This window comes from Acinetobacter sp. HR7 (genome assembly GCF_000773685.1).
Lineage (GTDB): Bacteria > Pseudomonadota > Gammaproteobacteria > Pseudomonadales > Moraxellaceae > Acinetobacter > Acinetobacter thermotolerans.
The window spans coordinates 1-24,362 of the sequence record NZ_JPQO01000195.1; the positions used below are offsets into that span (position 1 = coordinate 1).

Sequence of the window (24,362 nt, forward strand, 5' to 3'; positions counted from 1 at the left end):
CTATTTTTGTCGTGTACAGAGATTATAATTATAAGAAATAAATTTGGATTGATTTATGCCGCCACTGCCAGACGGGCAGCAATTTGGGCTACTTCATCACTGATGATCATACGCGCTTCTGGGGCACAGCGGCCACAACAGGTACCAAGATCCAGCAATTCACGGATTTCACGGTAGCTTTTCGCACCATTTGCAACTGCTTCTTTAATATCTTGATCGGTAATGCCACGGCACAAACAAACGTACATCTGATCCAACCACAATGATGAAATAAGATAAGTAGTATTATTGATAATTATTATCGTTTGTCAATAAAAATCATTTGAAAATGCGTTTAATCTGATAGTTGTTTTAGATAAAAAAATACCACCTAAGCAGAAATTCGAGTAATACTCGGGCTTTCGCACAAGGGTGGTATCTTTTAATGGATTATAAGTTATTGATTAATAACTACGATGCCATCCATTTCGACTAGAGCGCCTTTAGGCAGGCTAGCAACGCCCAAAGCAGCACGTGCAGGGTAGGGTTGGGCAAAATATTCACCCATGATCTGGTTGACTAACTGGAAGTGAGAAAGATCTGTGAGATAGATGTTGAGTTTGGCGATATCTGCCAGTGTACCACCTGCAGCTTCACAAACGGCTTTCAGGTTATCAAATACGCGACGAATCTGAGCTTCGATGCCTTCTACCAGTTCCATGCTGTATGGGTCAAGGCCAATCTGACCGGAAAGATACAGAGTATTACCAACAAGAATCGCTTGCGAATAAGTACCAATCGCAGCAGGGGCATTTTCAGTATGGATCACTTGGCGGGACATCAATTACTCCTTATATCATCAACATACATCATATTCGAACAATTGCATGGGCAAAAGCATTATCGTTATAAATGATTAACTGGCCTTGGAGGCTTCTGCAATACTGATTGGCTGTGGTAAACGGTTAATGCGCGGGAAGCCATATTGCATGCGCAGATCACGGATCAGCTGGGCAATCTGCTTACGGTTATGCACCACCACGTTGACATAAGTCTTACCCTCATGATTACATACCGATTCAACACCGGAATGCGCTTTACGACATTGATAGATCAGATCGGAAATCTGCTCATCATTCATGGGTATTTCAATGGATAGATAAGCGGTAAAGCTGATATCTTCATTGTCTTCATCGGTCCAGTGCAGCGGCATGATATTTTCTGGATGCAAATGCTGCTCATGCAGCAGATTTGGACAACGTGCACGGTGCACAATCAAGCCACGACGAGTCAGATGGCCTTGAATTGGATCGCCCAGAACTGGATTACAGCAGTGCGCATATTTAACGTCGACACCTTCTGTACCTTTAATCAGACGGTTTGAGCTTGTGCTATGTTCAGTATCTTGAGCAAATAGGTGGTTGGCAACCAGCTGTGGTAATAAGTCACCTACTGCAATTTGTTCATACAGACGTTCACGAGTTGGAATATGACGCCATTCTAAAATATTATTCCAGTCAGCATCAGTCAGGTTGTTAATAGAATAGTTAAATAGTTTTAAGGCACGATTCAGTGCCTGTTCACCGACCATACGCTGCTCTTCAATATCCTGATCGCGCAGAATATTCTGAATGGCACGACGCGCTTTCTGGGTATTGATAAAGCTAAGCCAGTCCGGATTTGGTGAGGCCAGCACATCCGTAATGATCTCAACAACCTGTCCGCTATTTAAAGGTGTAGATAGCGGTTTAGTCTCTCCATCAATCTTGGCACCAACGGCATGGTTGCCGAGGAACAGGCTGGCGGAATAAGCAAAATCAACCACTGTAGCGCCTTGTGGTAATTCATGCAGCTGGCCATGTGGGGTATAAACCCAGATTTTTTCCTGATGCAGATAGTCTAGCAATTCATTAAAGGTGGTCTTGGCACAGTCCCCATCTACCAGCACGTTCAAATTCTGCATGGATGCCTGAATCGCAGAACGGCAAGCCTGCGGTGCATTCTCGCCCAATACAACACCAAATCGAGCAGCTTTGCGCATTAACTCAGTTTGAATCGTCAGCGAGAGAGTGGTTTTAATCCCTTTCAGACGCATATTTAAGGACTGGTTGCCGCCCGGTAGGGGGCGACGAATATGATCTTCAAAACTTAAAACCTGGAAGCTTTCTTTTAATAGCTCAGCAAAACGGTCACAGTCAGCAATGCTCTGCAAAATAATTTCAAAGGCATGGCTATGGGTCAGTTCTTGCAGATTAAGGTCATTTTTAACGAAGTGACGAAGAAGTTCGATGTTATTGTTTTTCTTTTTAATACGGCCTTGAATGGCATTTTTTTCGAGTAGTTCGTGCAGTTTCTGTTCCCAGATGGCTTGATATTCACAGCGTTTGGCCTTTGTCTGCTGTAAGGCAGTCTGTACATTGTTATACATGTCCAGATCGAGATTCTGGTAACAAAGGTGTTCCAGGTTATCCGCCATCTCGTTCATGCCGACCAGACGCGCCATCGGTACGAAAATTTCAAAAGTTTCTTTGGCAATCCGCGCGCGTTTATCGGGACGTAGCGCATCCAGAGTAGTCATATTGTGATAACGATCCGCCAGTTTCACAATAATGACGCGTGGATCCTGTAAAGTGGCTTGCAGGATTTTCCGGAAAGAAGCAGCTTTATTATATTCTTTATCACTTGAATGGCTAAGTTTCGTCACACCATCGACCAGCTCTGCCACAGTTTTGCCAAATTTTTCAGTAATATCTTCTTTGGTGAATTCAGTATCTTCAATTACGTCGTGCAGCAGGGCAGCCATCAATGTTTCTGTATCCAGACGCATATGTGCCAAAATACAGCTCACTGCAATCGGATGCAGAATGTAAGGCTCGCCGCTTTTTCGGGTAATGCCATCATGTGCAATATCTGCATAATCACAGGCCGCAAGCACGCGCTCGACTTCACTGGCACTCAAATAAGCGTCGATGATAATATTAAGCTGTTGCTTGGCTTGGCTGACCTGTGGGCCTGGCATATAACACCTTTAAAAACTGAATTCTATACAAAAAATATGCGAATACATGGGAGAAATGCAAGTCGCAAAGTTTGTCGATTTATTCTGTTCTTCTTCACAGAAAAATCAGACAAACTTAATTGTTGAACCTTATGTTATAACCGTTCTATGCAGAATATAAAAGACACAAAATAAAAAAGCCTAGTTAAAAACTAGGCTTTTTTAAAAGATTGGTCTCTTATTGGAAAGAAAAACCATCTAAATTCAGATTATTTGCAGAAAGTGCAAGGTCAAGGCTAGATGCCTGGTAATCTTGATCACGTTGTTTCAGGATGTCTTTAGAAACATGACCAGCTGCGATTTCACGTAGAGCAACAACAGTCGGTTTGTCATTGTCCCATTCTACAGTTGGTTCAATGCCTTGACGTGCCAATTGACGCGCGCGTTTGCTTGCCACTAGTACAAGCTCAAAGCGGTTGTCTACATGGTCTAAACAATCTTCAACGGTTACGCGTGCCATAGGAATTCTCGTTTGGATAATATTTTAACAGACTGCGAAGTATAAAATGCTTTGTCTGCAGACTCAAGTTTTAATCACTCTTCCATTGGCGTAATTAAAGCTTGAATCAGTTTCTCATGACGTTTTGCCTGCTGTGATAGTACCAAGCGGTTAGCAATGATGACAGCTTCGAGGTCATGCAATGCCTTATTGAAGTCATCATTAATAATCACATAATCAAAATTAACATATTGCTGCATGTCTTCAACCGCACAGCTTAGGCGATGTTCAATCACTTCCACAGAATCTGTGCCGCGGTTTGATAAACGTTGACGCAGGTCAAACTGGCTTGGCGGTAAAATGAAAATCTGTTTGGATTCAGGAAATAAACGACGAACCTGTTGTGCGCCTTGCCAGTCGATTTCTAATAATACATCGTGGCCTTTGGCGAGTTGTTCTTTTACAGTGGCTTGTGCAGTACCGTAGTAGTTGCCAAACACTTCTGCATATTCAATGAAACCGCCTTCATTGACCAGATTTAAAAAGTCTTCTTTGGTTGAGAAATGATAATGTACGCCATCGAGTTCGCCAGGTCGTTGCCCGCGTGTCGTATGAGAAACAGAAACGTGAAGATTATTGACGCGTTCAAGTAATGCTTTAACGAGGGATGTTTTGCCTGTTCCAGACGCAGCAGAAACGACAAACAAGAGACCCGACATGATATTTTTCCTGATATGATAAAATATCTTCTCTATTTTAGAGCAGAGCAGCTTTAAACTAAATAGTTGTACGTCGATTGTTTTACATTTATTTCAATTGTAACGCCATACATTGAGTGAGTATTGAGGATTCTATGGAAATTGTTTTAGCCAACCCGCGTGGTTTTTGTGCCGGCGTTGATCGTGCCATTGCGATCGTGAACCGTGCCTTAGAATGTTTCAATCCGCCGATCTATGTACGGCATGAAGTGGTGCATAACAAATTTGTGGTGGATGACCTGCGTCAGCGCGGCGCAATTTTTGTCGATGAGCTGGATGAAGTTCCAGATGACAATATTGTGATTTTCAGTGCGCATGGTGTATCTAAAGCAGTCCAGCTGGAAGCGGAACGACGCGGTTTAAAAGTTTTTGACGCAACCTGTCCATTAGTCACCAAGGTACATATTGAAGTCACCAAATATGCCCGTGAAGGTATTGAGGCGATTTTGATTGGCCATGAGGGCCACCCAGAAGTAGAAGGCACCATGGGGCAGTATGATAAAAAAAATGGTGGCGATATCTATTTAGTTGAAGATGAGGAAGATGTTGCAGCTTTAAATGTCCGAAATCCAGATCGGGTTGCTTTTGTCACCCAGACGACTTTATCGATCGATGATACAGCCAAAGTTATTGATGCCTTACGTAAAAAGTTCCCCAATATTCAGGGACCACGTAAAGATGATATCTGTTACGCCACTCAAAACCGCCAGGATGCGGTACGTGATTTGGCAGCACGTTGTGATGTGGTGCTTGTCGTCGGCTCACCAAACTCATCGAACTCTAACCGCTTGCGTGAACTGGCAGAACGTATGGGTAAAGCTGCTTATCTAGTCGATAATGCCGATGAGCTAAAGCAGGAATGGTTTGCAGGTAAATCTCAAATTGGTGTAACTGCTGGAGCTTCCGCACCAGAGATTCTAATTAAACAGGTGATTCAGCGGCTACAGGACTGGGGTGCGCAGGCACCGCACGAATTAGATGGAAGAGAAGAGAATATTACTTTTAGCTTACCGAAAGAATTGCGTATTCCAGTCACTCAAGCTTAAGATGTGACGCACTTATCACCTGATTTATAATTTTTTTAAAACAGATAACTACTTTTTGCAGTTATCTGTTTTTTTATGCCATTCATCCTTAACTGTGTTAGTTGTGTAAATTAATTAAGTATTATGATAATTAGGGTAAAGTTTTGTTGCCTTCGGGGGGGGTATGCAGAAAAAGAACGGATTTACATTGATTGAACTGATGGTAACGATTGCAGTACTTGGGATTATTGCAACTATCGCAGCTCCTAAATTTCAGGACACGATGGACAAGCGATCAATACAAAAAACTACTACGGATTTAGAGAAATCTTTGACCCAAGCGAGATCTGATGCTGTTTTATATCGTAAAGATATTACTGTGCATTTGGGTACAAATGGTCAGGACGATCCAGTTAACCGCTATTGGAATCCAGTTGAAGGTGTAACTTTAGAATTTATTGAAGGAACTTGTGCAGGCGGGTCTTGGTCTACTACAGCGATGTCTCCGCCTTTAAGTTCAATTAAATTTTTACCCCAAGGTAATGTTGATGGATTACCAGCAAATTTAGAGATAACAATAACCAATGGCGAAGCTGAAAATTTTATTTCTTTAACCCATTTTGGGCGGGTATCCAGCAGTAAAACTTCTGCATTTGTTGGAGGGTGTTAATAATGAAAATAAAAAGCCAACAAGGTGTAGGGTTTGTAGAAGTACTGGTGGCCTTAATTCTACTGTCTATAGGGGTTTTAGGATTCTCTGTATTGCAAGTTCGAGCCATGGAGGCGTCGTTAGATGCCTCGAGTCGTATTCAAGCAATGAATTTAGCAAGAGATTTATCTGAAAGGATGAGGGCGAATAAGTCAGGTTTATCTAAGTCAATTCCTGTGAGTGCAGATGATGTCGAAGAGTTAATTGATGCTTATAGTAAGGCAATGGCTGGAAAATACTCGATATCCAGCCACACTCCTGCATGCAAAGGAGCTTCTAAATGTTCAAGTGAAGATTTTGCTCAAGAAGATGCAAATGAAATTTTATATCGTGCATATAGAACAGGTATGAAAGTCGCACTTAATGAATGCCCAGGTAGTATGAGCTTGCAACGTTATTGTGTTTATGTTGCTTGGGGAGAAACTCAGCCGATCGATGGTAGTGGTGATACTGCGTGTACCAATAATGGCAGCTTTTTATCCGATTCTAAATGTGTGGTTTTGGAGGCTTACTAATGAAATATTCTAAAGGCTTCACCCTCATTGAGCTTATGGTGTCCTTGGTTATAGGGCTAATTGTTATTGGGGCAGGTCTCCAGCTCTTCTTAACGGGTAGTATTAATTATAATTTACAGAAAAGCCTAGCTGAACTACAAGATAACGGTAATTTTGGTTTGAATTATCTGATCAAGGATATAAAGCTTGCAAATTTAGATGCAGATTTATCCATTATTAATGATCGCAATAAATATAGTGGCATTGTTTTAACAAGTTTTAAAAGTTATGCATCATTGACAGAAGAAGATAAAGAAATTCAATCTGCCAATCTTCCTCTCTATTTACAAAATTCATCCGTAGATATAGCAAAACTCACTAGATCTAAAGTCGGGCCAAGTAATGTAAATGTGGCGAGTGATCAACTGGTTATTCAATACAAAGCATTCGATCCAAATGGTTTTGATTGTGAAGGTAATGCCATAACTCAAGATGAAATTGATCAAGGTTTATTCATTGTACAGCGATATTTTTTAAGAGCAGATGGGGACACTAAAGATTTGGCTTTAGCTTGTGATGCAGGCCGTTACAAAAGCTTAGTTGCTACCGATGATTTGCCTACAGGGATACAAAATTTTGGTGACAATGGTCAAATAATTATGCGTCGTGTGGATTATTTCCATGTTTTGCTGGGAGTCAAACAAAATGACTCTGATGAATTTAGTTATATGACTATTGATGAATATATCGGGGCAGACAATAGTTTGGAAAAAGATGGCAATCCACGTGCTCGTATCATGTCTGTGCAAATAGGGGCTTTAGTTCGTGGATATGACACGATTAGCGGAAATGATGCGTTACCTAACTCTTTTAGAGTCCTAAATTCTGATGTCACGCTTAATTCAAGTTTGACTGAAAAATATGTGAGAGATGTTGTTAGTCAAACCGTTGCTTTAAGAAATGGCTATGGTCTTATGGAGGAGTTATAAATGAAGCAATATCAACGAGGAGCAACATTAATAGTTGTATTGTTTGTGCTGATATTTATGGTTCTTATAGGAACTTTAGCGGTTAAGCAAAGTTTGGTGGGTTTGAATGTGGCAACTAACAGCCAGGCACAAAGTTTAATGAAGCAGACTGCAGATGCGGTATTTTTTGCATTAGAAAGAGATAATCAGGATTCAGTCATTTTCCAGAAAAATTTAAGCTCTTTAGGTCTATTCGGCATGGTAAAGTCTGATGCGTTTATGAACAAAGAATTAGTATTTTGTTTTAGACCAAAGAATCAGGCGAAAGTATTTGATATTAACAAAGCGAGTATTATTTATCCTACTGATAATAATAATGGCATCAATAATTCAGAAATGGGTACAACTGGTTTCTGTCAGTATACCTCTGCAGATTATAGTAGTAGCCGTGATTTTATGATCTCTCAAGTGGCTGTTAAGAAAAGTAGTATGCAAACAGATGTTCCATTCAAATTTTATCCTTTGGGAACTGATGTAACGACAGTTCAACTAGATCAAGTACAGCCTGTTCAAGTAGTAGTTACTACTATAATTCCTGGTGCTGCGAGTGGTTCAGGTAGTGGCTGGGGCTCATTTAGTGCAGATATAAATGATTGTTTTAAAAAGCATATCAATGTGAAGTCTGATCAATATCCCGGACAGGAAACAGTTGCAGAATGTTTTAGTAAATTGGGTGTTCCTTATAGTCAGCAGGTCATGGATTATGCCGTGATTAGTTATGCATCTAAGAGCTAAGAAATTTGGGGATTTTGAAAATGAAAACAAAATATAAAAAATTAACAGTCGCTGTTCATTCAGCAATTATGACCTCTTTAATTTGTTCTGCTTTACCTAGTTTTGCAAGTGATGTGGAGTTATATAAGGCACCTCGAAGTTCAGATACAACTATCATGTTTATGATGGATGTATCTGGAAGTATGGACTTCTGTGATAATGGAAGCAGTACACCAAGTAAGAGTCTGTGTACTGGCAGCCGGAAAACACGGCTTGAATTACTAAAAGAAGGTATGATTAATCTATTACTTGGTAATGAGTCTAAAGGGGTTGAGCCGCTTCCTGATAAATTGTGGGTTGGTTTGTCTGAATTTGGGCATAATACGGGTCGAATTAAGCTGGAAGCTAAATCACTTGGTTCATCTGACAATTTAGGCACTAAAGAAATTTATAGAATAGTTGTGCCAAGTACATATACTGGTACTCGAGTTCAAACAAGAACCTCGAAAAGAACTCTATTAAGGCAAAGAACTCTTGAAACAACTGAAAGTAGAATTAGAGTAGGGAAACAAACAAGTGATAGAACAAGAAGAAATAGTAGTTCTAGTTGGAGAGCATGGGGAGACTGGTCTGCAATATCCTGGACTAATAATGGGCTATGGACTGAAAATGGACTTTATGTAGGTGGTAGTTGGGGGGATTGGACTAATCCAGCGTGGGGAAGTGAAGTTGTCACCGATTCTTCACCTACTGTTGAAGTAGTTCGAGGAGAGAGAGTAGTACAACAGTGTATAGAGTGGAATGCACCGAATGATAGTTCTAATTTATCCTGTAAAACTTGGGAAAATAGCATATTAACTCCTGAGCAGGTGACAGATAATTATACTTTGTATAGAGATATTGATAATAATTATACTTTCTCTAATTGGAATTCTATAACTAATTGGAATGAAATCTCCATTAGTGAAGGAAATGTAAGTTCAACTACTACTGGATCAACAGCTGTATCTGGTAGTACCACTTCAGCAGATGTTTATGGTACACCAGGGACCCCATATAGTTGTGGTGCTAATTGCCAGCGACAAGAAAGAACTGTTACTAGAACAGAAACTAGAACTGTAAGAAAGCAAGAGACTCAGCAAAGAACAGATATAAAGACTGAGGAGCGGACACAACAGGCTACCGCTGTTGCAAATCAGATAAAAACGTATACAGGAACCGCTTATGATACCCATCGGAACAAAATGGTTCGTGCAGTAAAAGCTTTAAGCGCAGCTAACGGTACGCCTACAGCATTTGCTTATGCGGAAGTAGGTGCCTATATGTTGGGTAAAACTACAAAAGGTATTAGTAATATCAGTGGTTTTAGTTCATCTAGTGGTAAAACTGCTATACAAAATGGAGATAACTATCTGGCACCCGCATCGGTGAATAGTAGTAAACAATGTAATACGCAAGGAATATATTTTCTTACTGATGGTGTTCCTGAATATACACAAGATGTTTCAGCTAGATCCATAATGCAAAAATCTTTAGGGGATGATACTTCCTTTGATTGCACAAATACCTATTTAGGAAAGAAAAGTAATTATTATGATAGAGGTGACCATGATAGAAAGAACTGGCAGTGTATAGGAGATTATGCTTATACGCTTCTGAACAATAATCCAACAGGTGTTGCTATTAAAACAGCTGTAGTTGGGTTTGGTGATTATATGTCAGGTGCTGTTTCAAACGATAACTATGTAAATGATATAGCGGATGCTCAGAAATGGGGAGAAATTGGAGGAGGTGGTTTTTATAAGGGGAGTGATGACCAAGCTGTAGTCAGCAGCGTTTTATCTTTCCTTAAAAAATTACAGAAATATATTCCTCCTGTCACAACGGGCTCAGTTACTGTACCTGTCGATAATTTAGATACTCAGAATATTCAACCTTGGGGTTATTTTCCTCAATTTGATCCAGCACCTGATGCACAGGTAACCACATGGATTGGTAACTTAAAGAAATATAAAGTTGTTAACAATATTCTTCGCGATAAAAATAATAACAAAATTGTTGATGAAGAAACTGGTGTCAGTGTAGATAGTCCAGAAGACTATTGGGCTGATACATCTATTAAAAAAATGATTACTAAAATCAAAACTGTAAATAATGTTGAAATAGAAGAGGATATAGAGGTACTTGTAGGTGGTGCTTTAAGTCAGCTTAAACTTGGTATGAATAATAATGTAGAACGTAAAATTTTTACTGATCGAAAAATCACAGAGGATGGCCAGGTTACTACAGTTTCCAATAACTCGAACTTATTACAGATTAAAACCAGTGATCTAAAAGTCCTTAATAATGTAAATAACTATGCTAAAGATCCTAAACGTGGATATATTGCAGCTTTATTTGGCTATGACGTGACATCAGCTTTAGCGACTCAATTAGCAAGCAATACCACTGGAGCGCAAACAACCTTTAGCAATTTCTTGACTAATGCAAATGCGACATTAAGACAAATGGGTGCAGTTATGCACTCTAAGCCAATATTGATTACACAAGAAGGTAAAACGAAGTTTGATACCCAGACAGGCGATTTAACCTATATTAATCGAGATGATCTGATAGTCTTTGGTACAACCCAAGGTTTATTACATATTGTGCGTGCAGGTGATAGTGCTTCTGATTCTGATGCGGGCAAAGAAGTATTTACTTTCGTGCCAAATGAAATGATTGAAAATCAGTATCAGGGCTTTTTAAATCAGCTTCAACAAGGCAATTTATTGAAATATGGTATAGATGGACAATGGACAGCCTATACTGAATACGCAACTCAAAGCGGTAGTTCTGCAAATGAGCCTGTAGTGAGTGTTAAGAATGGTAAACAGTGGCTTTATGGCGGTCTCAGAATGGGAGGCAGAAGCTATTATGCTCTGGATTTATCTGATGTCACTTCATCAGGTGGAACACCAAAAATCAAATTTAGAATTGATCCACAGAGCGCGGCAGCATATAGCCCATTAAGTTATATGGGACAAAGTTGGTCAAAACCAACGATTACCTGGGTGAACTGGAAAGGTACACGTAAGTTAGTCATGATCGTAGGTGGTGGTTATGACGATGCTTATGAGAATTTAAATTTCCGACCTTCATCAAGTACAGATAAAGGTGCTGGTGTATATGTATTTGATGCAGAAGATGGTTCTCTGCTCTGGTGGGCGAGTGCGCATGCTGATGAAAGCGCAGCTTCTTCTGATTCGCTGCATGTTGCAAACATGAAGCGTAGTGTGGTCAGTCAAATTAAAGCTATTGATAGAAATAATGATGGTCTTGCAGATCACTTATACTTTGGGGACTTAGGTGGTCAATTATGGCGAGTCGATTTGGATTCATCAAAATCAGCAGGTGAAAGTACTAATTTTGCCAAACGTGCTGTCCGAATTATGGATATGTCTACATCATCAAATGTTCCGCGTTTTTATAGCACGCCAACATTTAGTGTTCATAATGAGGGCAATGGATTATTTGGTGTAGTGACAATTGGCTCAGGTAACCTAAGTTTCCCAATGTCTGAATCAGATCAGAGTGATGCGCTGTATGTTGTTTATGATAAGGATGTCACCAAGAGAAACTTGCCTGTAATGTCTGATAGTGAGCTAACTACAGTAGATGTAAGTGTTTCAGGTTCTGGCGGTAATAAATTAGTTGAAAATGCTGATGGTAATACTGCTACAACCTTAATATATGGTGGATGGTATTATCCTTTAGCTAATAAGAACCGTATCTTAAATGACAACGTCGTGATTGCTAACGATTTATATACCAGTGTTTTTGATGCTACAGTGGATATTGATGACGTAAATTGCTACGGCGGCGTACGAGGGAAAAGTGTTGCCAAACAATTCTGTTTACCTTATGGCCAATGTTTAAAGAAAAATGCTGATGGAAGCTATGAACAAGAATCGCGTCCAGATGATATCGAATTAGGTAAAGGAAATATTGGTATCAGTTTTGGTGGTATCGACAAAAAACGTGGCTTGGTTTTGAACTTACCAACAGATAAAACCCTGAAAACATATCAAGGTAAGACGAAATTTATTTCACAGCGTTGGTATGAGCGCTAGGAGAAATTTTATGCAGGATAGCAAAGGTTTCACCTTGATTGAGCTAATGATTGTGGTAGTGATTCTTGCGATCATTGCTGCAATCGCTATACCAAGCTATAAGGAAACCATCAGGAAAAATAATGAGGCGAAAGCTCAGCAGGAAATATTAAAAGTTGCTGAGCAATTAGAACGGTATCGTGCCAGAAATTTTAATTATCGAAATTTCACTACCACGAATGTGATGCTTCCTGATGGATATAGTTTAAATATCTATGATTTAGATAGTACAAATAAAGGGTTGAGTGATGGAGTTCAAGGACGAGGATGGTTTATTAAAGTAGAGCCGCCATCCGATCCTAAAAACTATTATTTTCTTATGAGTAGCACAGGTTTAAAGTGTAAATCACGTTTAGAGAGTGATGTGGATTTTAAATGTGAGCCTTGGAATGATAGTGCTCAAACAGGAAGTCAGCCATGGTAAATGATAAAGGTTTCACATTAGTTGAATTAATGATTGTAGTGGCAATAATTGGAATTTTAGCTGCTATCGCTTATCCAAGCTATACTCAATATGTTGTTAAAGCTAACCGTGTCGATGCTCAAGCTGAAATGACCAGGATTGCTGGATTATTACAACGCTATAAAGTACTTAATTCCTCTTATGTCAAAGCCAATGGAAATGCTTTGACCTTAGGTGATCTGGGGGTGTCATCGGATTATCCGAATGCTTCAAAAAAACTGTATGAATTTGAACTTTCTGATGTGACTGGAGATACGTGGTTATTGACTGCCAAGCCGGTGGCATCGAGCACTCAGAATGGCAATGGCGAATTGGTATTAAACTATCAAGGATACAGGTGTTGGACTAAAGGTTCCTCCTGTACCCCTACAGCAACTTCCAACTGGGACGGCCGCTAATCTAAATTCAAAATTGTGGATAAACACTTTTTGATCTTTCCCTTTAGGCGAATATATCGTAAAATATTCGCCTTTTTAGTTCATTCGAACTTAAAAAGCTTTGTTTAACATGTGAGAGTATTAACATGGTCGTAATTCGTCTAGCACGCGGTGGTGCTAAAAAACGTCCGTTCTATCAAGTTGTTGTAACTGATAGCCGCAATGCGCGTGACGGTCGTTTCATCGAACGTATTGGCTTCTTCAACCCTACAGCTCAAGGTAAAGCAGAAAAACTTCGTTTAGATGCTGACCGTTTTGCACACTGGGTTGCTCAAGGCGCTCAACCTTCTGAACGTGTTGCTTCTTTAGCTGCTCAAGCTAAGAAAGCTGCAGCTGCTGCATAATTTTTAACGAATTAGGTAGTAGTGAGCCCATGACACCAACACAGAATGTTCCCGAAGATCGTATTCAGATTGGACAGTTACGTTCAGCATATGGATTAAATGGGTGGCTCTGGGTTTATTCCAACACGGAACCTATGAGCAACATGTTTGACTATCTTCCTTGGTACATTGAGACCAAAGCAGGTTGGCAAACTGTAGATGTAAAACGTTGGAAACCACATGGCAAAGGTCTGGTTGTTTCGCTGAAGGGTGTGACTGATCGCACAGCAGCAGATAACTTGGTTGGCGCAAATATCTGGATATCAAAATCGCAACTGCCTCAACCGGGTGTGGACGAGTACTACTGGTCAGATTTGAAAGGCTTAACCGTGTTAGGTCTGGATGAAAATGAGCAGGAAGTGAATCTCGGTCAAATCCATGAACTGTTTGAAACAGGTGCCAATGACGTAATGGTGGTTCGCGCTACTGCTGACAGCGTCGATGGTGAAGAGCGAATGATTCCATGGCATAAAGATGTGGTACAGCGAGTTGATCTCGAAGCTGGTCGTATTTACGTTAATTGGGGCGTGGATTATTAATCCTGTCAAAATTAATGCAGCAGGAAAATGAGGAGTCTGCGGTGTTCTTTGCAGTCATAACGCTTTTTCCTGAAATGTTTGAAGCGATTACAGCCTACGGCATTAGCGGGCGCGCAGCAAAACGTGACTTGATACAGATTTATTGTATTAATCCACGGGAATTTGCTGAAGGGAATTACAAACGGGTGGATGAACGTCCATTTGGTGGTGGTCCCGGTATGGTGATGATGGCTGAGCCTCTGGCGAAAGCAATAAACCGTGCCAAAGAGCTTGCAGCGCAAGCGGGAGCAGTTCATGTTCCTGTGGTGTATATGTCACCACAAGGAAAAACCTTAAATGAACCTGCGGTACAAGAGTTCGTAAACTATGACGGATTGATTGTACTTTGTGGTCGTTATGAAGGTGTCGATGAACGTTTAATCCAGAAATACGTTGATCAGGAATGGTCAATAGGTGATTACGTGTTATCGGGTGGTGAGCTTCCTGCGATGGTTCTGTTAGACAGCATTATCCGGAGACTTCCGGGTGCGATGTCCGACGAACAATCACACGTTCAAGACTCATTTGTGGATGGTCTTTTAGATTGCCCACAATATACCAAGCCAGACCATTTTGAAGGTATGGATGTGCCAGAAGTATTGAAATCGGGACATCATGCCAATATTGAAAAATGGCGGTTTTTGCAGCGTTATCAGCGCACTTTGGAACGCCGGCCCGAGCTGGTGGAAAAAGTGGAACTGACCAAGCAGCAAAAGAAATGGCTAGCAGATTTGCAAGGTCACAATAACTAATTATTGTCGTCCGAGCGCATACTGAAACAATCATGTTTCCAGTATTTAAGAATTAGGCTCTTTATGCATTGAAGTGGTCAAGCATAAAGGGAAAGATAACCGGGTCTATGCGATTTAGCCTCTATACCCAGTGGAACTCAGACCTCTTCTGACCCACACATTATTGGAGATACCCCATGAGCGGTAAACATCCTTTAGTACAAGCTGTTGAAAATGCACAGTTGAAACAAGATATCCCTGCTTTTGCACCAGGTGACACAGTAGTTGTTCAAGTAAAAGTAAAAGAAGGTGACCGTGAGCGTTTACAGGCGTTTGAAGGCGTTGTAATTGCTAAGAAAAACCGTGGTTTGAACTCTGCGTTCACAGTACGCAAAATCTCTAGCGGCGTTGGTGTTGAGCGTGTATTCCAAACTCACTCTCCAATCGTTGCTAAAATCGAAGTGAAACGTCGTGGTGACGTTCGTCGTGCTAAACTTTACTACCTACGCGAACTGTCTGGTAAAGCTGCACGTATTCGTGAAAAATTACCAGCTCGTAAACAAGGTTAATTTTGACCTTGCTTTAAAGCGAAAAAATGCGCCGTTTGGCGCATTTTTTTATGCCTGAATTTTATAAACCTTGCTGTTTTAGACGGTTGGCATGCTGACGGTAAACATCTACCGGATCTGGTGCGAACAGTGCTTTTAAACCCAGTACCTGGTTCACTTCATCCAGATGGTTCCAGTTATAGTCATCACGGATGGTTTTACCAAATTTGGCACTACAGCGTGGTACCAGACCATCATTATCTCGGCCACCATTGATGAGCAGACTAGTTGCTTTCAAGATGCTGTCAGGATCAAGTAAGTTAGTGACGGTACCTGTACCCGTAAAGGAATAATTGTAAATCACGCCATTCGCATGTTTCCATGTAGGAGCACCTTCACCACAATTGCTTGGAACACCTTGAGGATAAAGCTGATTGAATTTAGCGGCACCTTGAGTACTCAGGCTTTCTGCACTCGCCAGTGAGTTATGTGGGAAGCTGTTTGGATCCAGACCCTGCGCCCAGGTAATGGTTCTAGATAATAAATTCACCACACTTACCACAGGCGTTTCCAAGATCGGGGCAGCATCCCGAATGGTTAAAATCAGATCCGAAACAGGGGAACCTTTGTTGGTTGCACCAACAGCCGTCAGTGAAGCGACAAATTTAGGTTTAACCCCAGCCACATAGCGGATGGTTGGACCGCCATGGGAATGGCCGATCAGATTGACCTTATCAGCACCGGTGATGGCACGGATTTCTTTTACTTGTTCTAATAATTGTTCACCACGAATTTCGGTCGAGTTAAACGGTGAAACGCGGGTCGCCCAGACATTGGCACCATTACGCGCTAAATCAGGCAAAATCTGATACCAGTAGTCCAGACCAAACTGATCGGTACCTACAGTGATAAAGCCAGCCATCCCGTGGGTGAACACAATTGGATATTTGGTTTTGGCATAGGTGGAACTGGCTTTTGCAGTGACCTGTTTTGCCTGGGTTGAAGCCTGTACATTAAAGCAGGTACCCGCCAATACGAGGCTTGCTGCCAAGAGTTTAATTTTCATCATGATGACCTCTATTGTTGTTTTCTAAAGGCTGTCCTAGCCATGTTTTACTTAGTCCAATCAGCTATTGTTGTTGTGAGAAAGTACTTTCCTGATATTGAAGAACATTCCGATTGATATGAATTCCCTTAAATACTGATGCTGAATTAGCGTTGAACGTCTGAATTTAAAAATACCGTCTTTATCCTCAAACAAAGAACAAATGAATTTTACGCCAGCGTATTTTTTCATGCTGATAGGGCAAAGCCATATCATTTGAGGTCAGGAGCAGGCTTTAAAAATAGATAAATGGTAAAGACTGATGAGAGTACATTGTTTTAAAATTTAAGTTATTGAAAATTAATAATTATTATGAAATTATTGTATGAAAACTATATTGTAAGAAATCATGATTTAACATTTAAATAGATGAATGGCATTCATTTTTAATCAGCTTGAATAATCAGTCGGGATGTTTAGGTGAAAATGGCAGAATTTCAAAATAAAAAAAGGTTATAACTGATCTCGTTACAACCTCTAAAAAATTTAGAAAATGTTAATCGACAAAAGGCAGTTTACCACCTTGATCATAGACCTTTTCAAAGGTTTCCACACGTAGGCGGTCTCCTGGTTCTTTAAAATGCTGGGCACGTAGTTGTTCCACCGCTTTTTGCTTGGCACCGTCATTCATACCACTTTTCATAATACTGTCACGTTCAGTTAAATAATGCGTGACATCAGCTTTCCAAGTAGCACGTTCACTGTCCAGATGTTCTAAACGCTGAGTGGCTTCAGGACCGACCAGATTTAAACGCATCTGGCGGATTTCCTCGGCGGAACCGCCACGGGCTTTAATATCAGCCGTAAGTTTACGTAGATCTTCCAGTTTATTCAGCTGTTCCAGATTTTCCTGCCAGTCTTCTGGCAGCTGTTCAAACAGCTCTTTCAGTTTCTGGGCTTTTTCAGCTTCGCTCAGGCTTTTATCCGCCATCACCTCCATACGGTCTAAGGTATATTCGTGATAGGTATTTTCAGTACCAAACAGGCCTTCAATTTCATAATCAGAAAAGAAGCGTTTGCGCAGGTTTTTGGTGTTGGCATAAATGCTGCGGTAATAAGCAGGATCTTCCTGATCTAGACCGGCTGGTGGTGTTAGTTCACCCAGACTTTGCCGGTACTGCATATAACGATCCCAAAGATCCAGAATTTGCCTCAAGACCGGCTCTTTATGATTTTCAGAAATATAAGCTTTAAAATCCTGCGTGATCTGCTCAATGGTCTTTTCACCGAACTGGGTAATGAAATATTCAAAACAGTTGCGGGTCTGCTCGTTCACAATCAGGTGATTGCCATTATCCAGCTGTATCTGACAGTTAATTTCAGTGTCCTGCTGGCTCGGGCTAGTGAACATACCTCCACTTGAATTCATCACATTCGTGGCATTATTTTCAGTTCTAAGCATGGCAGCCTGTGCGCCTTTTTGCTGATTTTTTCTTTGCTGTTCATCTTTTGGAGAGAGCCACAATACTAGCGTGACTAGACACAGGATCACTAATGCCGCAATGATCCAGATTTTATATTTCTGCATGTCCTATGCACCTTTATTTTGTTTTTCTTAAGAGATTTATCAAAAAGGAATGCGCTCAATATGCCATAAATGCAAAGGAATGGCATAGAAAAGTTGTAAATCATTCAGCAGGGTTTTACCATTGCGCCAACTTTAAAATTGTCTGATTTTTTGCCATGAAATCCTCATCTCCTAAAATTCAGCGTCGTCATATCAGCGGTGTATTTCTTTTAAATAAGCCTTTAGGTATCAGCTCTAATGCCGCATTACAAAAAGTACGCTGGCTGTATCGGGCGCAAAAAGCCGGACATACCGGAGCACTGGACCCGCTGGCATCTGGCTTGTTGCCGGTTTGCTTGGGAGAGGCGACCAAATTTTCGCATTATCTGCTGGATTCGACCAAGCGTTACCAGACCACGGTTTTTCTGGGCCATAGCACCACGACTGGGGATGTTGAAGGTGAAATTCTGCTAGAAAAGCCAGTGGTTGAGCTGAATGAGCAACTGATCAAGGATACCTTGGCGCAATTCGTGGGGGATATCCAGCAGGTGCCACCGATGTATTCAGCCCTAAAAAAGGAAGGTCGTCCGCTATATGAGTTGGCACGCAAGGGCATCGAGATTGAGCGAGAAGCACGTCCAATTACCATTTATGCGATTGAGCTTTTATCGTTTACCGAAAATAGCATCACTTTGGATGTGACCTGTTCCAAAGGCACTTATATCCGTGTGCTGGGTGAGGACATTGCCAAAGCGCTAGGAACTTATGGTCATCTGACTTATCTACACCGTATCCAAACTGGACATTTTGAGCTGATTCCAAGCTATACCATTGAATATCTGGAAAGCCTGAGCGAGGAAGAGCGTGAAGCATTATTGCTGCCGGCTTATGCACCCATAAATCATTTACCGAAAGTGCAGGTACCGGAAGGGCGTGCTGAATATTTTAGCCGTGGTATGGAAAGCAATATTGATCATCCGGCTGAACCACAGGTATTGGTCTTTGATGGCGAAAAATGTCTAGGACTGGCAGAAATCACCGATCGCAAGCGCTTGGTTCCCAAACGTGTGTTAAACCTCTAAGCATCATCAGGACTATGTAGATATGGATATCGAGATCATCATCAGCCTGATTGGTTTTGCCTTTATGGCGGGGGCGATTGATGCTGCCGTGGGCGGTGGTGGTCTGATCCAGATCCCGGCAATCATGAGCAGCCTGCCGCATTTACAGCCTGCAACGGTCTTTGGCACGAATAAGCTGGCATCCATTTGTGGTACCGGTTCGGCAGCTTTTTCCTATCTTCGCCAGGTGAAATTACCGTGGGCGTTGCTCGGTGTGATTGCGCTGTGCAGCTTTCTGAGTTCCTTTGCCGGTGCAGCCAGTGTTACCTTGATTCCGGTAGATATCTTGCGGCCTTTTGTCTTAATCATGCTGATCGTGATTGCGGTCTATACCCTTACCAAAAAGCAGTTTGGCCGGGTGCATGTACAGCAAAAACTCAGCCGGAAAATGCTGATCCTTGCAGCCATCGGCAGCCTGCTCATCGGATTTTATGACGGGATTTTTGGGCCGGGTACGGGCAGTTTCTTTATTTTCTTTTTTATTCGTTATCTGAGTGTAGATTTTCTGCATGCTTCAGCACTATCGAAAATTGCCAATTTCACTACTAATCTGGCTGCGCTGAGTTTCTTTATTCCAACTGGACATGTGTTGTTTCTGATCGGTGCCATGATGGCAGTTGCCAATATTGCGGGTTCAATTGTTGGGGTAAAACTGGCATTTAAATATGGCAGCGGTTTTATCCGGGTTCTGTTTTTAATTCTGGTCAGTTTGCTGATTTGCCGGATGGCGTATCAAATGTTTTTTGCCTAGATAAATTGATAAACCGTTTTCAATATTAAAGTTTGTCATACAAATTTGTCTTAAAAACCCGCCTGAAAGTTTAGCTGTTTATCTCTATGCTGGATGAAATGCATGATAAAAACAGGAGAAAAATGACATGACGACCATTTTTGAAGCATTAAGAGAAAGTCATGAAATTCAGCGGGATCTGGCAGCAAAATTATTACAGACTTCCGGGGATTCACCAGAACGCCATGAGCTGTTCCAGCAATTGAAAAATGAATTATTCGCCCATGAAACCGCTGAAGACCGGTATTTCTATATTCCATTGATGATGACTGATTCTGGTCTGAATATCACTCGTCATGCTTTGGCAGAACATCATGAAATGGATGAAATGATAGAAGAGCTGACTGATATGGATTTTAGTAATCCGGGCTGGATTGCCTTGGCTAAGAAACTTTCAGAAAAAGTACATCATCACTTAAAAGAGGAAGAACATGGTTTCTTTCAGCAGGCGGGTAAAATTCTGGGAGAGGAACAGAAAACTGCTTTAGCAGTGCAGTACAAGAATGAATACCAGCGTTATAAAGAGATGAAAAAAGACATGCTCGTGGAAAGCTGAAGAAGGCTGAAATTTGAATTCAAAACTTTTTAAGTATAAAAAAAGATGGCGTAATTGCTATCTTTTTTATTTGGTCATCAGGCAGTTTTTTCTTTTCTGGACTGATGGGCGGCACGAACTGTCACACCAACAGAAGCCAGCATGATACAGGCCAAGGCAATCCACTGGATCAGGCTAATCCGTTCACCCAGCAGGATAAATCCAGTCAGTGCTGCCAGTGCAGGTGACAGGCTGGATAGGGTGCCATAGCTCATCTTATTCAGCTGTTTGAGTGCCTTTAAGTCCAGTGCATAGGGAATCGCTGTGGCCAATGTAGCAATGACTAGAGCCTTGCCCCAGTACTGGGTATCCAGTACCGCTTCCGCATTGCTATATAGTCCGATCGGCATCAAACATAGTGCAGAAATACTGATGGCGATGGTCAGGGCATGCATGCCGATATTCTGCTGTACCACACGCTGACCAAAGAAAATATAGAAAGCCCAGCACAGACCCGCACCCAGTGCACATGCTGCACTAAACAGGTCAAATTCATGATGTGCTGCCTGTCCCCACGGCACCATCAGTATAATGCCGAGAATTGCCATAATCACCCAGATATAGTCGCTACGGTTTTTAATCGATAGCAGCGCCAATCCCAACGGGCCAACAAATTCCAGACCTACAGCGATGCCCTGTGGCAGTTTACCCAATGACATATAGAACAGGATATTCATCAGGCCGAGTGCTGCGCTATAGCACAGTAAGTCTTTCCATTTCAGATAAGGTAAACGCGATATGATTTTCCAGGAACGGAACATCACGCCGACAATAATCGCGGCAAAGCATAAGCGCAAGATAGTGACTGTCAGCGGATCCAGCACAGTAAACAGTTGCTTGGCAAAGGATGCACTGATCTGGTATGAAGTCATGGATAGCACCATGTACAACACGGCAAGAAGTTGGGCGTTTGGCATGAGAACAGGAGTGTGCCAGACATGGCACAGTATTCAGTTGGGGAGTGGCGCAGATTATAGCAAACTGGCGAATTTTTGATGAAGCTTGGTGAGCACTATTTTGTGAAGAATGGACTGGTTTGATGAGCAATGAATTTAAATTTCTGGCGTGAAATAGGCTTTGCAAAAATTTAAATTCAAAGTTCAAAAATGGTGGTAGAAAACTTTGAATTTAAAAATTCCTAAGACAAAAATCCTGTCCTTAACTGGTTTGAACTACGGCATGTTTTTGCTTTTGTGTGGTGAAGGTACAACCAATGGAAGCAGTAATAATCATGCCCAGTGCCAGCCACTGATTCCATAATAGGGTTTCACCCAAAAAGATAAAACCAGAGAAAGCCGCAAACGCAGGTTCCAGGCTCATCAAGGTGCCAAAACTCAAAGCACTGATCTGGCGTAAGGCGAACAGATCCAGACAGAAGGGTAGTGCACTGGCGAGCGTCGCAAAAATGGCAAAATAAAACAGATTACCCAGCTCAAAGGCAGAAGCAGGAATACCGATATAAAGGCTGAGCGGGAGTAGCATTAGTAGCGCAATGAACATTCCTAAACACACGGTATGATTGCTGGAAATTCCGGATCGCTTTTGTCCGGTAACAATATACAGTGCCCAGCAGGCACCAGCCCCTAGAGCCAGTGCAATCCCTAAAGGATCGAGTGGTTGTGCGGCCTGATCGAAAGGAAATAGCAGCATCAGGCCCAGAATTGCCAGTCCGACCCAGACAAAATCGGTTTTCTGCCGTGCATTTAATAGTGCGACACCGAGTGGTCCGATAAATTCAAAAGATACGGCAATGCCCAGTGGTAATCGTGCAATCGATGCATAGAACATTAAGTTTAATCCTGCCAGTGCAACAGCAAAACTAAGTATGGTCGACCATTTAACCTCTCGTAATTTAACCTTCCAGATTTTAAACACTAGTCCAATCAGTACTGCACCCAAAAACAGTCGCATACAGGACACAGTGAGTATTGGAAACTGCTGAAACAGATGTTTGGCAAAGGCACCACTGCTTTGCATGCTGAGCATGGAAATCCCAAGCAATAGATAGGCCTGAACGGTGGGAGTAACTTTAGGGAAGGAGACCACAATAATTTATATTCCAGATCATGCGAACGATGAGAAAAAGCATAGCAATGCTCTGAAATATAAAAGCAATAGGCACAAAAAAACCACAGCAATTGCTGTGGTTTTTCCGAAGTACTGGATCAGTATAATACGCGAACGCGGATTGTACCTTCCAAATTATGTAATGTGTCTAGCGCTTCATGAGATGCAGTCGCATCAACATCCATCACTAGGTAACCGACATCACCTTTAGTCATCAATGTTTGACCAGAGATGTTGATGCCGTGTTCAGCAAACAGGTTGTTGATCTTAGACAGCACACCTGGAATGTTTTTGTGGATGTGTAGCAGACGGTGTTTGCCTTCAGTTAATGGCAATGCGATTTCTGGGAAGTTCACCGCAGAAAGTGTCATACCTTTATCTGAATAAGCCACGAACTTCTCAGCAACTTCCAGACCGATGTTTGCCTGAGCTTCCATGGTAGAACCACCGACGTGTGGAGTCAGGATCACGTTTGGCAGGCCACGTAGTGGAGAAACGAATTCTTCACCGTTTGCTTTAGGCTCTTTAGGGAATACGTCAACTGCAGCACCAGCTAGGTGGCCAGATTTCAGTGCATCAGCCAGATCTTCAATCACCACACATGTACCACGTGCAGCGTTGATGAAGATAGCGCCGTCTTTCATCTGGTCAAACTGTTCTTTCGCCATAAAATTACGGGTAGAAGGAACGTCTGGAACGTGGATAGAAACCACATCAGCATTTGCCAGTAATTCGCCCATTGTGCCGACCTGACGTGCATTACCTAAAGGTAATTTAGTCACTGTATCGTAATAGATCACTTTCATACCCATGCTTTCAGCAAGCACAGACAGTTGTGAACCGATTGAACCGTAACCCACGATACCTAAAGTTTTACCACGTGTTTCATAAGAACCGACAGCAGTTTTTTCCCAGCCACCTGCATGTGTAGTCACTGATTTTTCAGGAACACGACGCAGGAGAAGAATCGCTTCAGCAAGTACCAGTTCAGCAACTGAACGAGTGTTTGAGTATGGTGCGTTAAACACAGGAATACCACGACGCATTGCAGCGTTCAGGTCCACCTGGTTGGTACCGATACAGAAACAGCCCACTGCGATCAGCTTGTTCGCAGCTTCAAAAACTTCTTCGGTTAACTGAGTACGGGAACGGATACCAATGAAGTGAGCATCTTTGATCGCTTCTTTCAGTGCTTCACCCTCAAGCGCTGTTTTGCGATAGTCAATGTTGGTATATCCAGCTGCATTCAATGTGTCGATTGCGTTCTGGTGAACACCTTCTAACAACAAGAAACGGATTTTATCTTTAGGTAGAGATAGATGTTGGCTCATTACGGCTCCGCTACAAAGGCCAAATTTAGTGCGCAGATTATAGCATAGGAAAGCACCCGATTCACATTTCAATCTTGACGTGAATATCAGGTATTTTTGCAAGTGATATTGATGAAAATGATGATTTTGGTTGAATTAAATTATCATTTTCAAAGGTATATTATGAAAAATGTCATTTTTTCAGGGAAACGCGAAAAAATAGCTTATAATATTGCGCCATGCTTTTAAAGCTGCCGGTTTTGCTGCTTTAATGTGCATGTATCGTCCAAATTTCATACAAGATTTTTTGCCTGAAATATATGCAAATGAACGGACGACCTCTCTCTTGTTTACTTCATGCTAGGTCTGCAA

25 protein-coding genes are annotated in these 24,362 nt (G+C 41.7%); 15 read left to right on the forward strand and 10 right to left on the reverse strand.

What is annotated here, in order from left to right:
• Nucleotides 1-53: 53 nt before the first annotated feature.
• From GW12_RS11780 to gmk, 5 genes are all read right to left on the reverse strand, one after another.
• Complete coding sequence (locus GW12_RS11780) at nucleotides 54-248, reverse strand: bacterioferritin-associated ferredoxin (RefSeq protein WP_034587713.1); 195 nt, start codon at nucleotides 246-248, stop codon at nucleotides 54-56.
• A 188-nt stretch (nucleotides 249-436) separates the two neighbouring features.
• Nucleotides 437-820: a RidA family protein gene (locus GW12_RS11785; protein ID WP_034587715.1), complete on the reverse strand. Its 384-nt coding sequence runs from the start codon at nucleotides 818-820 to the stop codon at nucleotides 437-439.
• Nucleotides 821-895: 75 nt separating this feature from the next.
• Nucleotides 896-2,998, reverse strand: coding sequence for a bifunctional (p)ppGpp synthetase/guanosine-3',5'-bis(diphosphate) 3'-pyrophosphohydrolase (locus GW12_RS11790; RefSeq protein WP_034587717.1), 2,103 nt, complete (start codon nucleotides 2,996-2,998; stop codon nucleotides 896-898).
• A gap of 217 nt (nucleotides 2,999-3,215) precedes the next feature.
• Nucleotides 3,216-3,497 carry a DNA-directed RNA polymerase subunit omega gene (rpoZ, locus tag GW12_RS11795; RefSeq protein WP_034587719.1) on the reverse strand — a complete coding sequence of 94 codons (282 nt, stop codon included), beginning with the start codon at nucleotides 3,495-3,497 and terminating at the stop codon, nucleotides 3,216-3,218.
• Between the two features lie 74 nt (nucleotides 3,498-3,571).
• Complete coding sequence (gene gmk / locus GW12_RS11800) at nucleotides 3,572-4,195, reverse strand: guanylate kinase (RefSeq protein WP_034587720.1); 624 nt, start codon at nucleotides 4,193-4,195, stop codon at nucleotides 3,572-3,574.
• A 134-nt stretch (nucleotides 4,196-4,329) separates the two neighbouring features.
• Here gmk and ispH point away from each other — a divergent pair, with 134 nt between their 5' ends.
• The 12 genes from ispH (at nucleotide 4,330) to rplS (ending at nucleotide 15,516) form a co-directional block, all read left to right on the forward strand.
• The gene (gene ispH / locus GW12_RS11805) at nucleotides 4,330-5,280 is read left to right on the forward strand and encodes a 4-hydroxy-3-methylbut-2-enyl diphosphate reductase (protein WP_034587722.1); all 951 of its coding nucleotides are present in this window, start codon (nucleotides 4,330-4,332) and stop codon (nucleotides 5,278-5,280) included.
• A 163-nt stretch (nucleotides 5,281-5,443) separates the two neighbouring features.
• Complete coding sequence (locus GW12_RS15890) at nucleotides 5,444-5,929, forward strand: GspH/FimT family pseudopilin (protein ID WP_034587724.1); 486 nt, start codon at nucleotides 5,444-5,446, stop codon at nucleotides 5,927-5,929.
• 2 nt (nucleotides 5,930-5,931) lie between these two features.
• A complete protein-coding gene (pilV, locus tag GW12_RS11815; RefSeq protein WP_034587726.1) occupies nucleotides 5,932-6,483 on the forward strand; it encodes a type IV pilus modification protein PilV in 552 nt (183 codons plus the stop codon).
• The gene (locus GW12_RS11820) at nucleotides 6,483-7,451 is read left to right on the forward strand and encodes a PilW family protein (RefSeq protein ID WP_034587728.1); all 969 of its coding nucleotides are present in this window, start codon (nucleotides 6,483-6,485) and stop codon (nucleotides 7,449-7,451) included. Before pilV ends, GW12_RS11820 begins: the two co-directional genes overlap by 1 nt.
• Nucleotides 7,452-8,225: a pilus assembly protein gene (locus GW12_RS11825; protein ID WP_034587729.1), complete on the forward strand. Its 774-nt coding sequence runs from the start codon at nucleotides 7,452-7,454 to the stop codon at nucleotides 8,223-8,225.
• Nucleotides 8,226-8,245: 20 nt separating this feature from the next.
• Nucleotides 8,246-12,316: a pilus assembly protein gene (locus tag GW12_RS11830; protein ID WP_034587732.1), complete on the forward strand. Its 4,071-nt coding sequence runs from the start codon at nucleotides 8,246-8,248 to the stop codon at nucleotides 12,314-12,316.
• A gap of 10 nt (nucleotides 12,317-12,326) precedes the next feature.
• The gene (locus tag GW12_RS11835; protein ID WP_034587733.1) at nucleotides 12,327-12,779 is read left to right on the forward strand and encodes a type IV pilin protein; all 453 of its coding nucleotides are present in this window, start codon (nucleotides 12,327-12,329) and stop codon (nucleotides 12,777-12,779) included.
• On the forward strand, nucleotides 12,773-13,216 hold the full coding sequence (locus tag GW12_RS11840; RefSeq protein ID WP_034587734.1) for a type IV pilin protein: 444 nt from the start codon (nucleotides 12,773-12,775) through the stop codon (nucleotides 13,214-13,216). Before GW12_RS11835 ends, GW12_RS11840 begins: the two co-directional genes overlap by 7 nt.
• Nucleotides 13,217-13,341: 125 nt before the next feature.
• On the forward strand, nucleotides 13,342-13,599 hold the full coding sequence (gene rpsP, locus GW12_RS11845) for a 30S ribosomal protein S16 (protein WP_034587736.1): 258 nt from the start codon (nucleotides 13,342-13,344) through the stop codon (nucleotides 13,597-13,599).
• A 29-nt stretch (nucleotides 13,600-13,628) separates the two neighbouring features.
• Nucleotides 13,629-14,177 carry a ribosome maturation factor RimM gene (gene rimM, locus GW12_RS11850; protein ID WP_034587737.1) on the forward strand — a complete coding sequence of 183 codons (549 nt, stop codon included), beginning with the start codon at nucleotides 13,629-13,631 and terminating at the stop codon, nucleotides 14,175-14,177.
• Between the two features lie 41 nt (nucleotides 14,178-14,218).
• Entirely contained in the window at nucleotides 14,219-14,968 is a 750-nt protein-coding gene (gene trmD / locus GW12_RS11855; protein ID WP_034587795.1) for a tRNA (guanosine(37)-N1)-methyltransferase TrmD, read from the forward strand.
• Between the two features lie 176 nt (nucleotides 14,969-15,144).
• Nucleotides 15,145-15,516 (forward strand): 50S ribosomal protein L19, encoded by a 372-nt coding sequence (gene rplS / locus GW12_RS11860; protein WP_004787066.1) that lies wholly within the window; start codon nucleotides 15,145-15,147, stop codon nucleotides 15,514-15,516.
• 61 nt (nucleotides 15,517-15,577) lie between these two features.
• Here rplS and GW12_RS11865 read toward each other — a convergent pair whose 3' ends face one another.
• Together GW12_RS11865 and GW12_RS11870 are read right to left on the reverse strand one after the other, a co-directional pair.
• A complete protein-coding gene (locus GW12_RS11865) occupies nucleotides 15,578-16,561 on the reverse strand; it encodes a triacylglycerol lipase (protein WP_034587797.1) in 984 nt (327 codons plus the stop codon).
• A 535-nt stretch (nucleotides 16,562-17,096) separates the two neighbouring features.
• Nucleotides 17,097-18,128, reverse strand: coding sequence for a lipase secretion chaperone (locus GW12_RS11870; protein ID WP_034587739.1), 1,032 nt, complete (start codon nucleotides 18,126-18,128; stop codon nucleotides 17,097-17,099).
• A 155-nt stretch (nucleotides 18,129-18,283) separates the two neighbouring features.
• Here GW12_RS11870 and truB point away from each other — a divergent pair, with 155 nt between their 5' ends.
• From truB to GW12_RS11885, 3 genes are all read left to right on the forward strand, one after another.
• Nucleotides 18,284-19,189 carry a tRNA pseudouridine(55) synthase TruB gene (gene truB / locus GW12_RS11875; protein WP_034587741.1) on the forward strand — a complete coding sequence of 302 codons (906 nt, stop codon included), beginning with the start codon at nucleotides 18,284-18,286 and terminating at the stop codon, nucleotides 19,187-19,189.
• Between the two features lie 22 nt (nucleotides 19,190-19,211).
• Nucleotides 19,212-19,979, forward strand: a complete 768-nt coding sequence (locus GW12_RS11880; RefSeq protein WP_034587744.1) for a TSUP family transporter — start codon at nucleotides 19,212-19,214, stop codon at nucleotides 19,977-19,979.
• 127 nt (nucleotides 19,980-20,106) lie between these two features.
• Nucleotides 20,107-20,574 carry a hemerythrin domain-containing protein gene (locus GW12_RS11885; protein WP_034587747.1) on the forward strand — a complete coding sequence of 156 codons (468 nt, stop codon included), beginning with the start codon at nucleotides 20,107-20,109 and terminating at the stop codon, nucleotides 20,572-20,574.
• A gap of 77 nt (nucleotides 20,575-20,651) precedes the next feature.
• Here the strand turns inward: GW12_RS11885 and GW12_RS11890 are convergent, their stop codons facing one another.
• From GW12_RS11890 to serA, 3 genes are all read right to left on the reverse strand, one after another.
• A complete protein-coding gene (locus GW12_RS11890) occupies nucleotides 20,652-21,530 on the reverse strand; it encodes a DMT family transporter (RefSeq protein WP_034587749.1) in 879 nt (292 codons plus the stop codon).
• A gap of 241 nt (nucleotides 21,531-21,771) precedes the next feature.
• On the reverse strand, nucleotides 21,772-22,599 hold the full coding sequence (locus GW12_RS11895; protein WP_052127920.1) for a DMT family transporter: 828 nt from the start codon (nucleotides 22,597-22,599) through the stop codon (nucleotides 21,772-21,774).
• A 179-nt stretch (nucleotides 22,600-22,778) separates the two neighbouring features.
• The gene (serA, locus tag GW12_RS11900) at nucleotides 22,779-24,011 is read right to left on the reverse strand and encodes a phosphoglycerate dehydrogenase (RefSeq protein ID WP_034587753.1); all 1,233 of its coding nucleotides are present in this window, start codon (nucleotides 24,009-24,011) and stop codon (nucleotides 22,779-22,781) included.
• Between the last annotated feature and the right edge of the window lie 351 nt (nucleotides 24,012-24,362).

Coding starts and splice junctions, on each gene's coding strand:
- GW12_RS11890 (WP_034587749.1), bottom strand. CDS start 21,530: ATGCCAAACGCCCAACTTCTTGCCGTGTTGTACATGGTGCTATCCATG.
- pilV (WP_034587726.1), top strand. CDS start 5,932: ATGAAAATAAAAAGCCAACAAGGTGTAGGGTTTGTAGAAGTACTGGTG.
- ispH (WP_034587722.1), top strand. CDS start 4,330: ATGGAAATTGTTTTAGCCAACCCGCGTGGTTTTTGTGCCGGCGTTGAT.
- rimM (WP_034587737.1), top strand. CDS start 13,629: ATGACACCAACACAGAATGTTCCCGAAGATCGTATTCAGATTGGACAG.
- GW12_RS11830 (WP_034587732.1), top strand. CDS start 8,246: ATGAAAACAAAATATAAAAAATTAACAGTCGCTGTTCATTCAGCAATT.
- GW12_RS11780 (WP_034587713.1), bottom strand. CDS start 248: ATGTACGTTTGTTTGTGCCGTGGCATTACCGATCAAGATATTAAAGAA.
- GW12_RS15890 (WP_034587724.1), top strand. CDS start 5,444: ATGCAGAAAAAGAACGGATTTACATTGATTGAACTGATGGTAACGATT.
- GW12_RS11790 (WP_034587717.1), bottom strand. CDS start 2,998: ATGCCAGGCCCACAGGTCAGCCAAGCCAAGCAACAGCTTAATATTATC.
- GW12_RS11880 (WP_034587744.1), top strand. CDS start 19,212: ATGGATATCGAGATCATCATCAGCCTGATTGGTTTTGCCTTTATGGCG.
- GW12_RS11785 (WP_034587715.1), bottom strand. CDS start 820: ATGTCCCGCCAAGTGATCCATACTGAAAATGCCCCTGCTGCGATTGGT.
- GW12_RS11835 (WP_034587733.1), top strand. CDS start 12,327: ATGCAGGATAGCAAAGGTTTCACCTTGATTGAGCTAATGATTGTGGTA.
- rpsP (WP_034587736.1), top strand. CDS start 13,342: ATGGTCGTAATTCGTCTAGCACGCGGTGGTGCTAAAAAACGTCCGTTC.
- GW12_RS11840 (WP_034587734.1), top strand. CDS start 12,773: ATGGTAAATGATAAAGGTTTCACATTAGTTGAATTAATGATTGTAGTG.
- rpoZ (WP_034587719.1), bottom strand. CDS start 3,497: ATGGCACGCGTAACCGTTGAAGATTGTTTAGACCATGTAGACAACCGC.
- GW12_RS11885 (WP_034587747.1), top strand. CDS start 20,107: ATGACGACCATTTTTGAAGCATTAAGAGAAAGTCATGAAATTCAGCGG.
- serA (WP_034587753.1), bottom strand. CDS start 24,011: ATGAGCCAACATCTATCTCTACCTAAAGATAAAATCCGTTTCTTGTTG.
- truB (WP_034587741.1), top strand. CDS start 18,284: ATGAAATCCTCATCTCCTAAAATTCAGCGTCGTCATATCAGCGGTGTA.
- GW12_RS11895 (WP_052127920.1), bottom strand. CDS start 22,599: ATGCTCAGCATGCAAAGCAGTGGTGCCTTTGCCAAACATCTGTTTCAG.
- GW12_RS11825 (WP_034587729.1), top strand. CDS start 7,452: ATGAAGCAATATCAACGAGGAGCAACATTAATAGTTGTATTGTTTGTG.
- gmk (WP_034587720.1), bottom strand. CDS start 4,195: ATGTCGGGTCTCTTGTTTGTCGTTTCTGCTGCGTCTGGAACAGGCAAA.
- GW12_RS11820 (WP_034587728.1), top strand. CDS start 6,483: ATGAAATATTCTAAAGGCTTCACCCTCATTGAGCTTATGGTGTCCTTG.
- rplS (WP_004787066.1), top strand. CDS start 15,145: ATGAGCGGTAAACATCCTTTAGTACAAGCTGTTGAAAATGCACAGTTG.
- GW12_RS11865 (WP_034587797.1), bottom strand. CDS start 16,561: ATGAAAATTAAACTCTTGGCAGCAAGCCTCGTATTGGCGGGTACCTGC.
- GW12_RS11870 (WP_034587739.1), bottom strand. CDS start 18,128: ATGCAGAAATATAAAATCTGGATCATTGCGGCATTAGTGATCCTGTGT.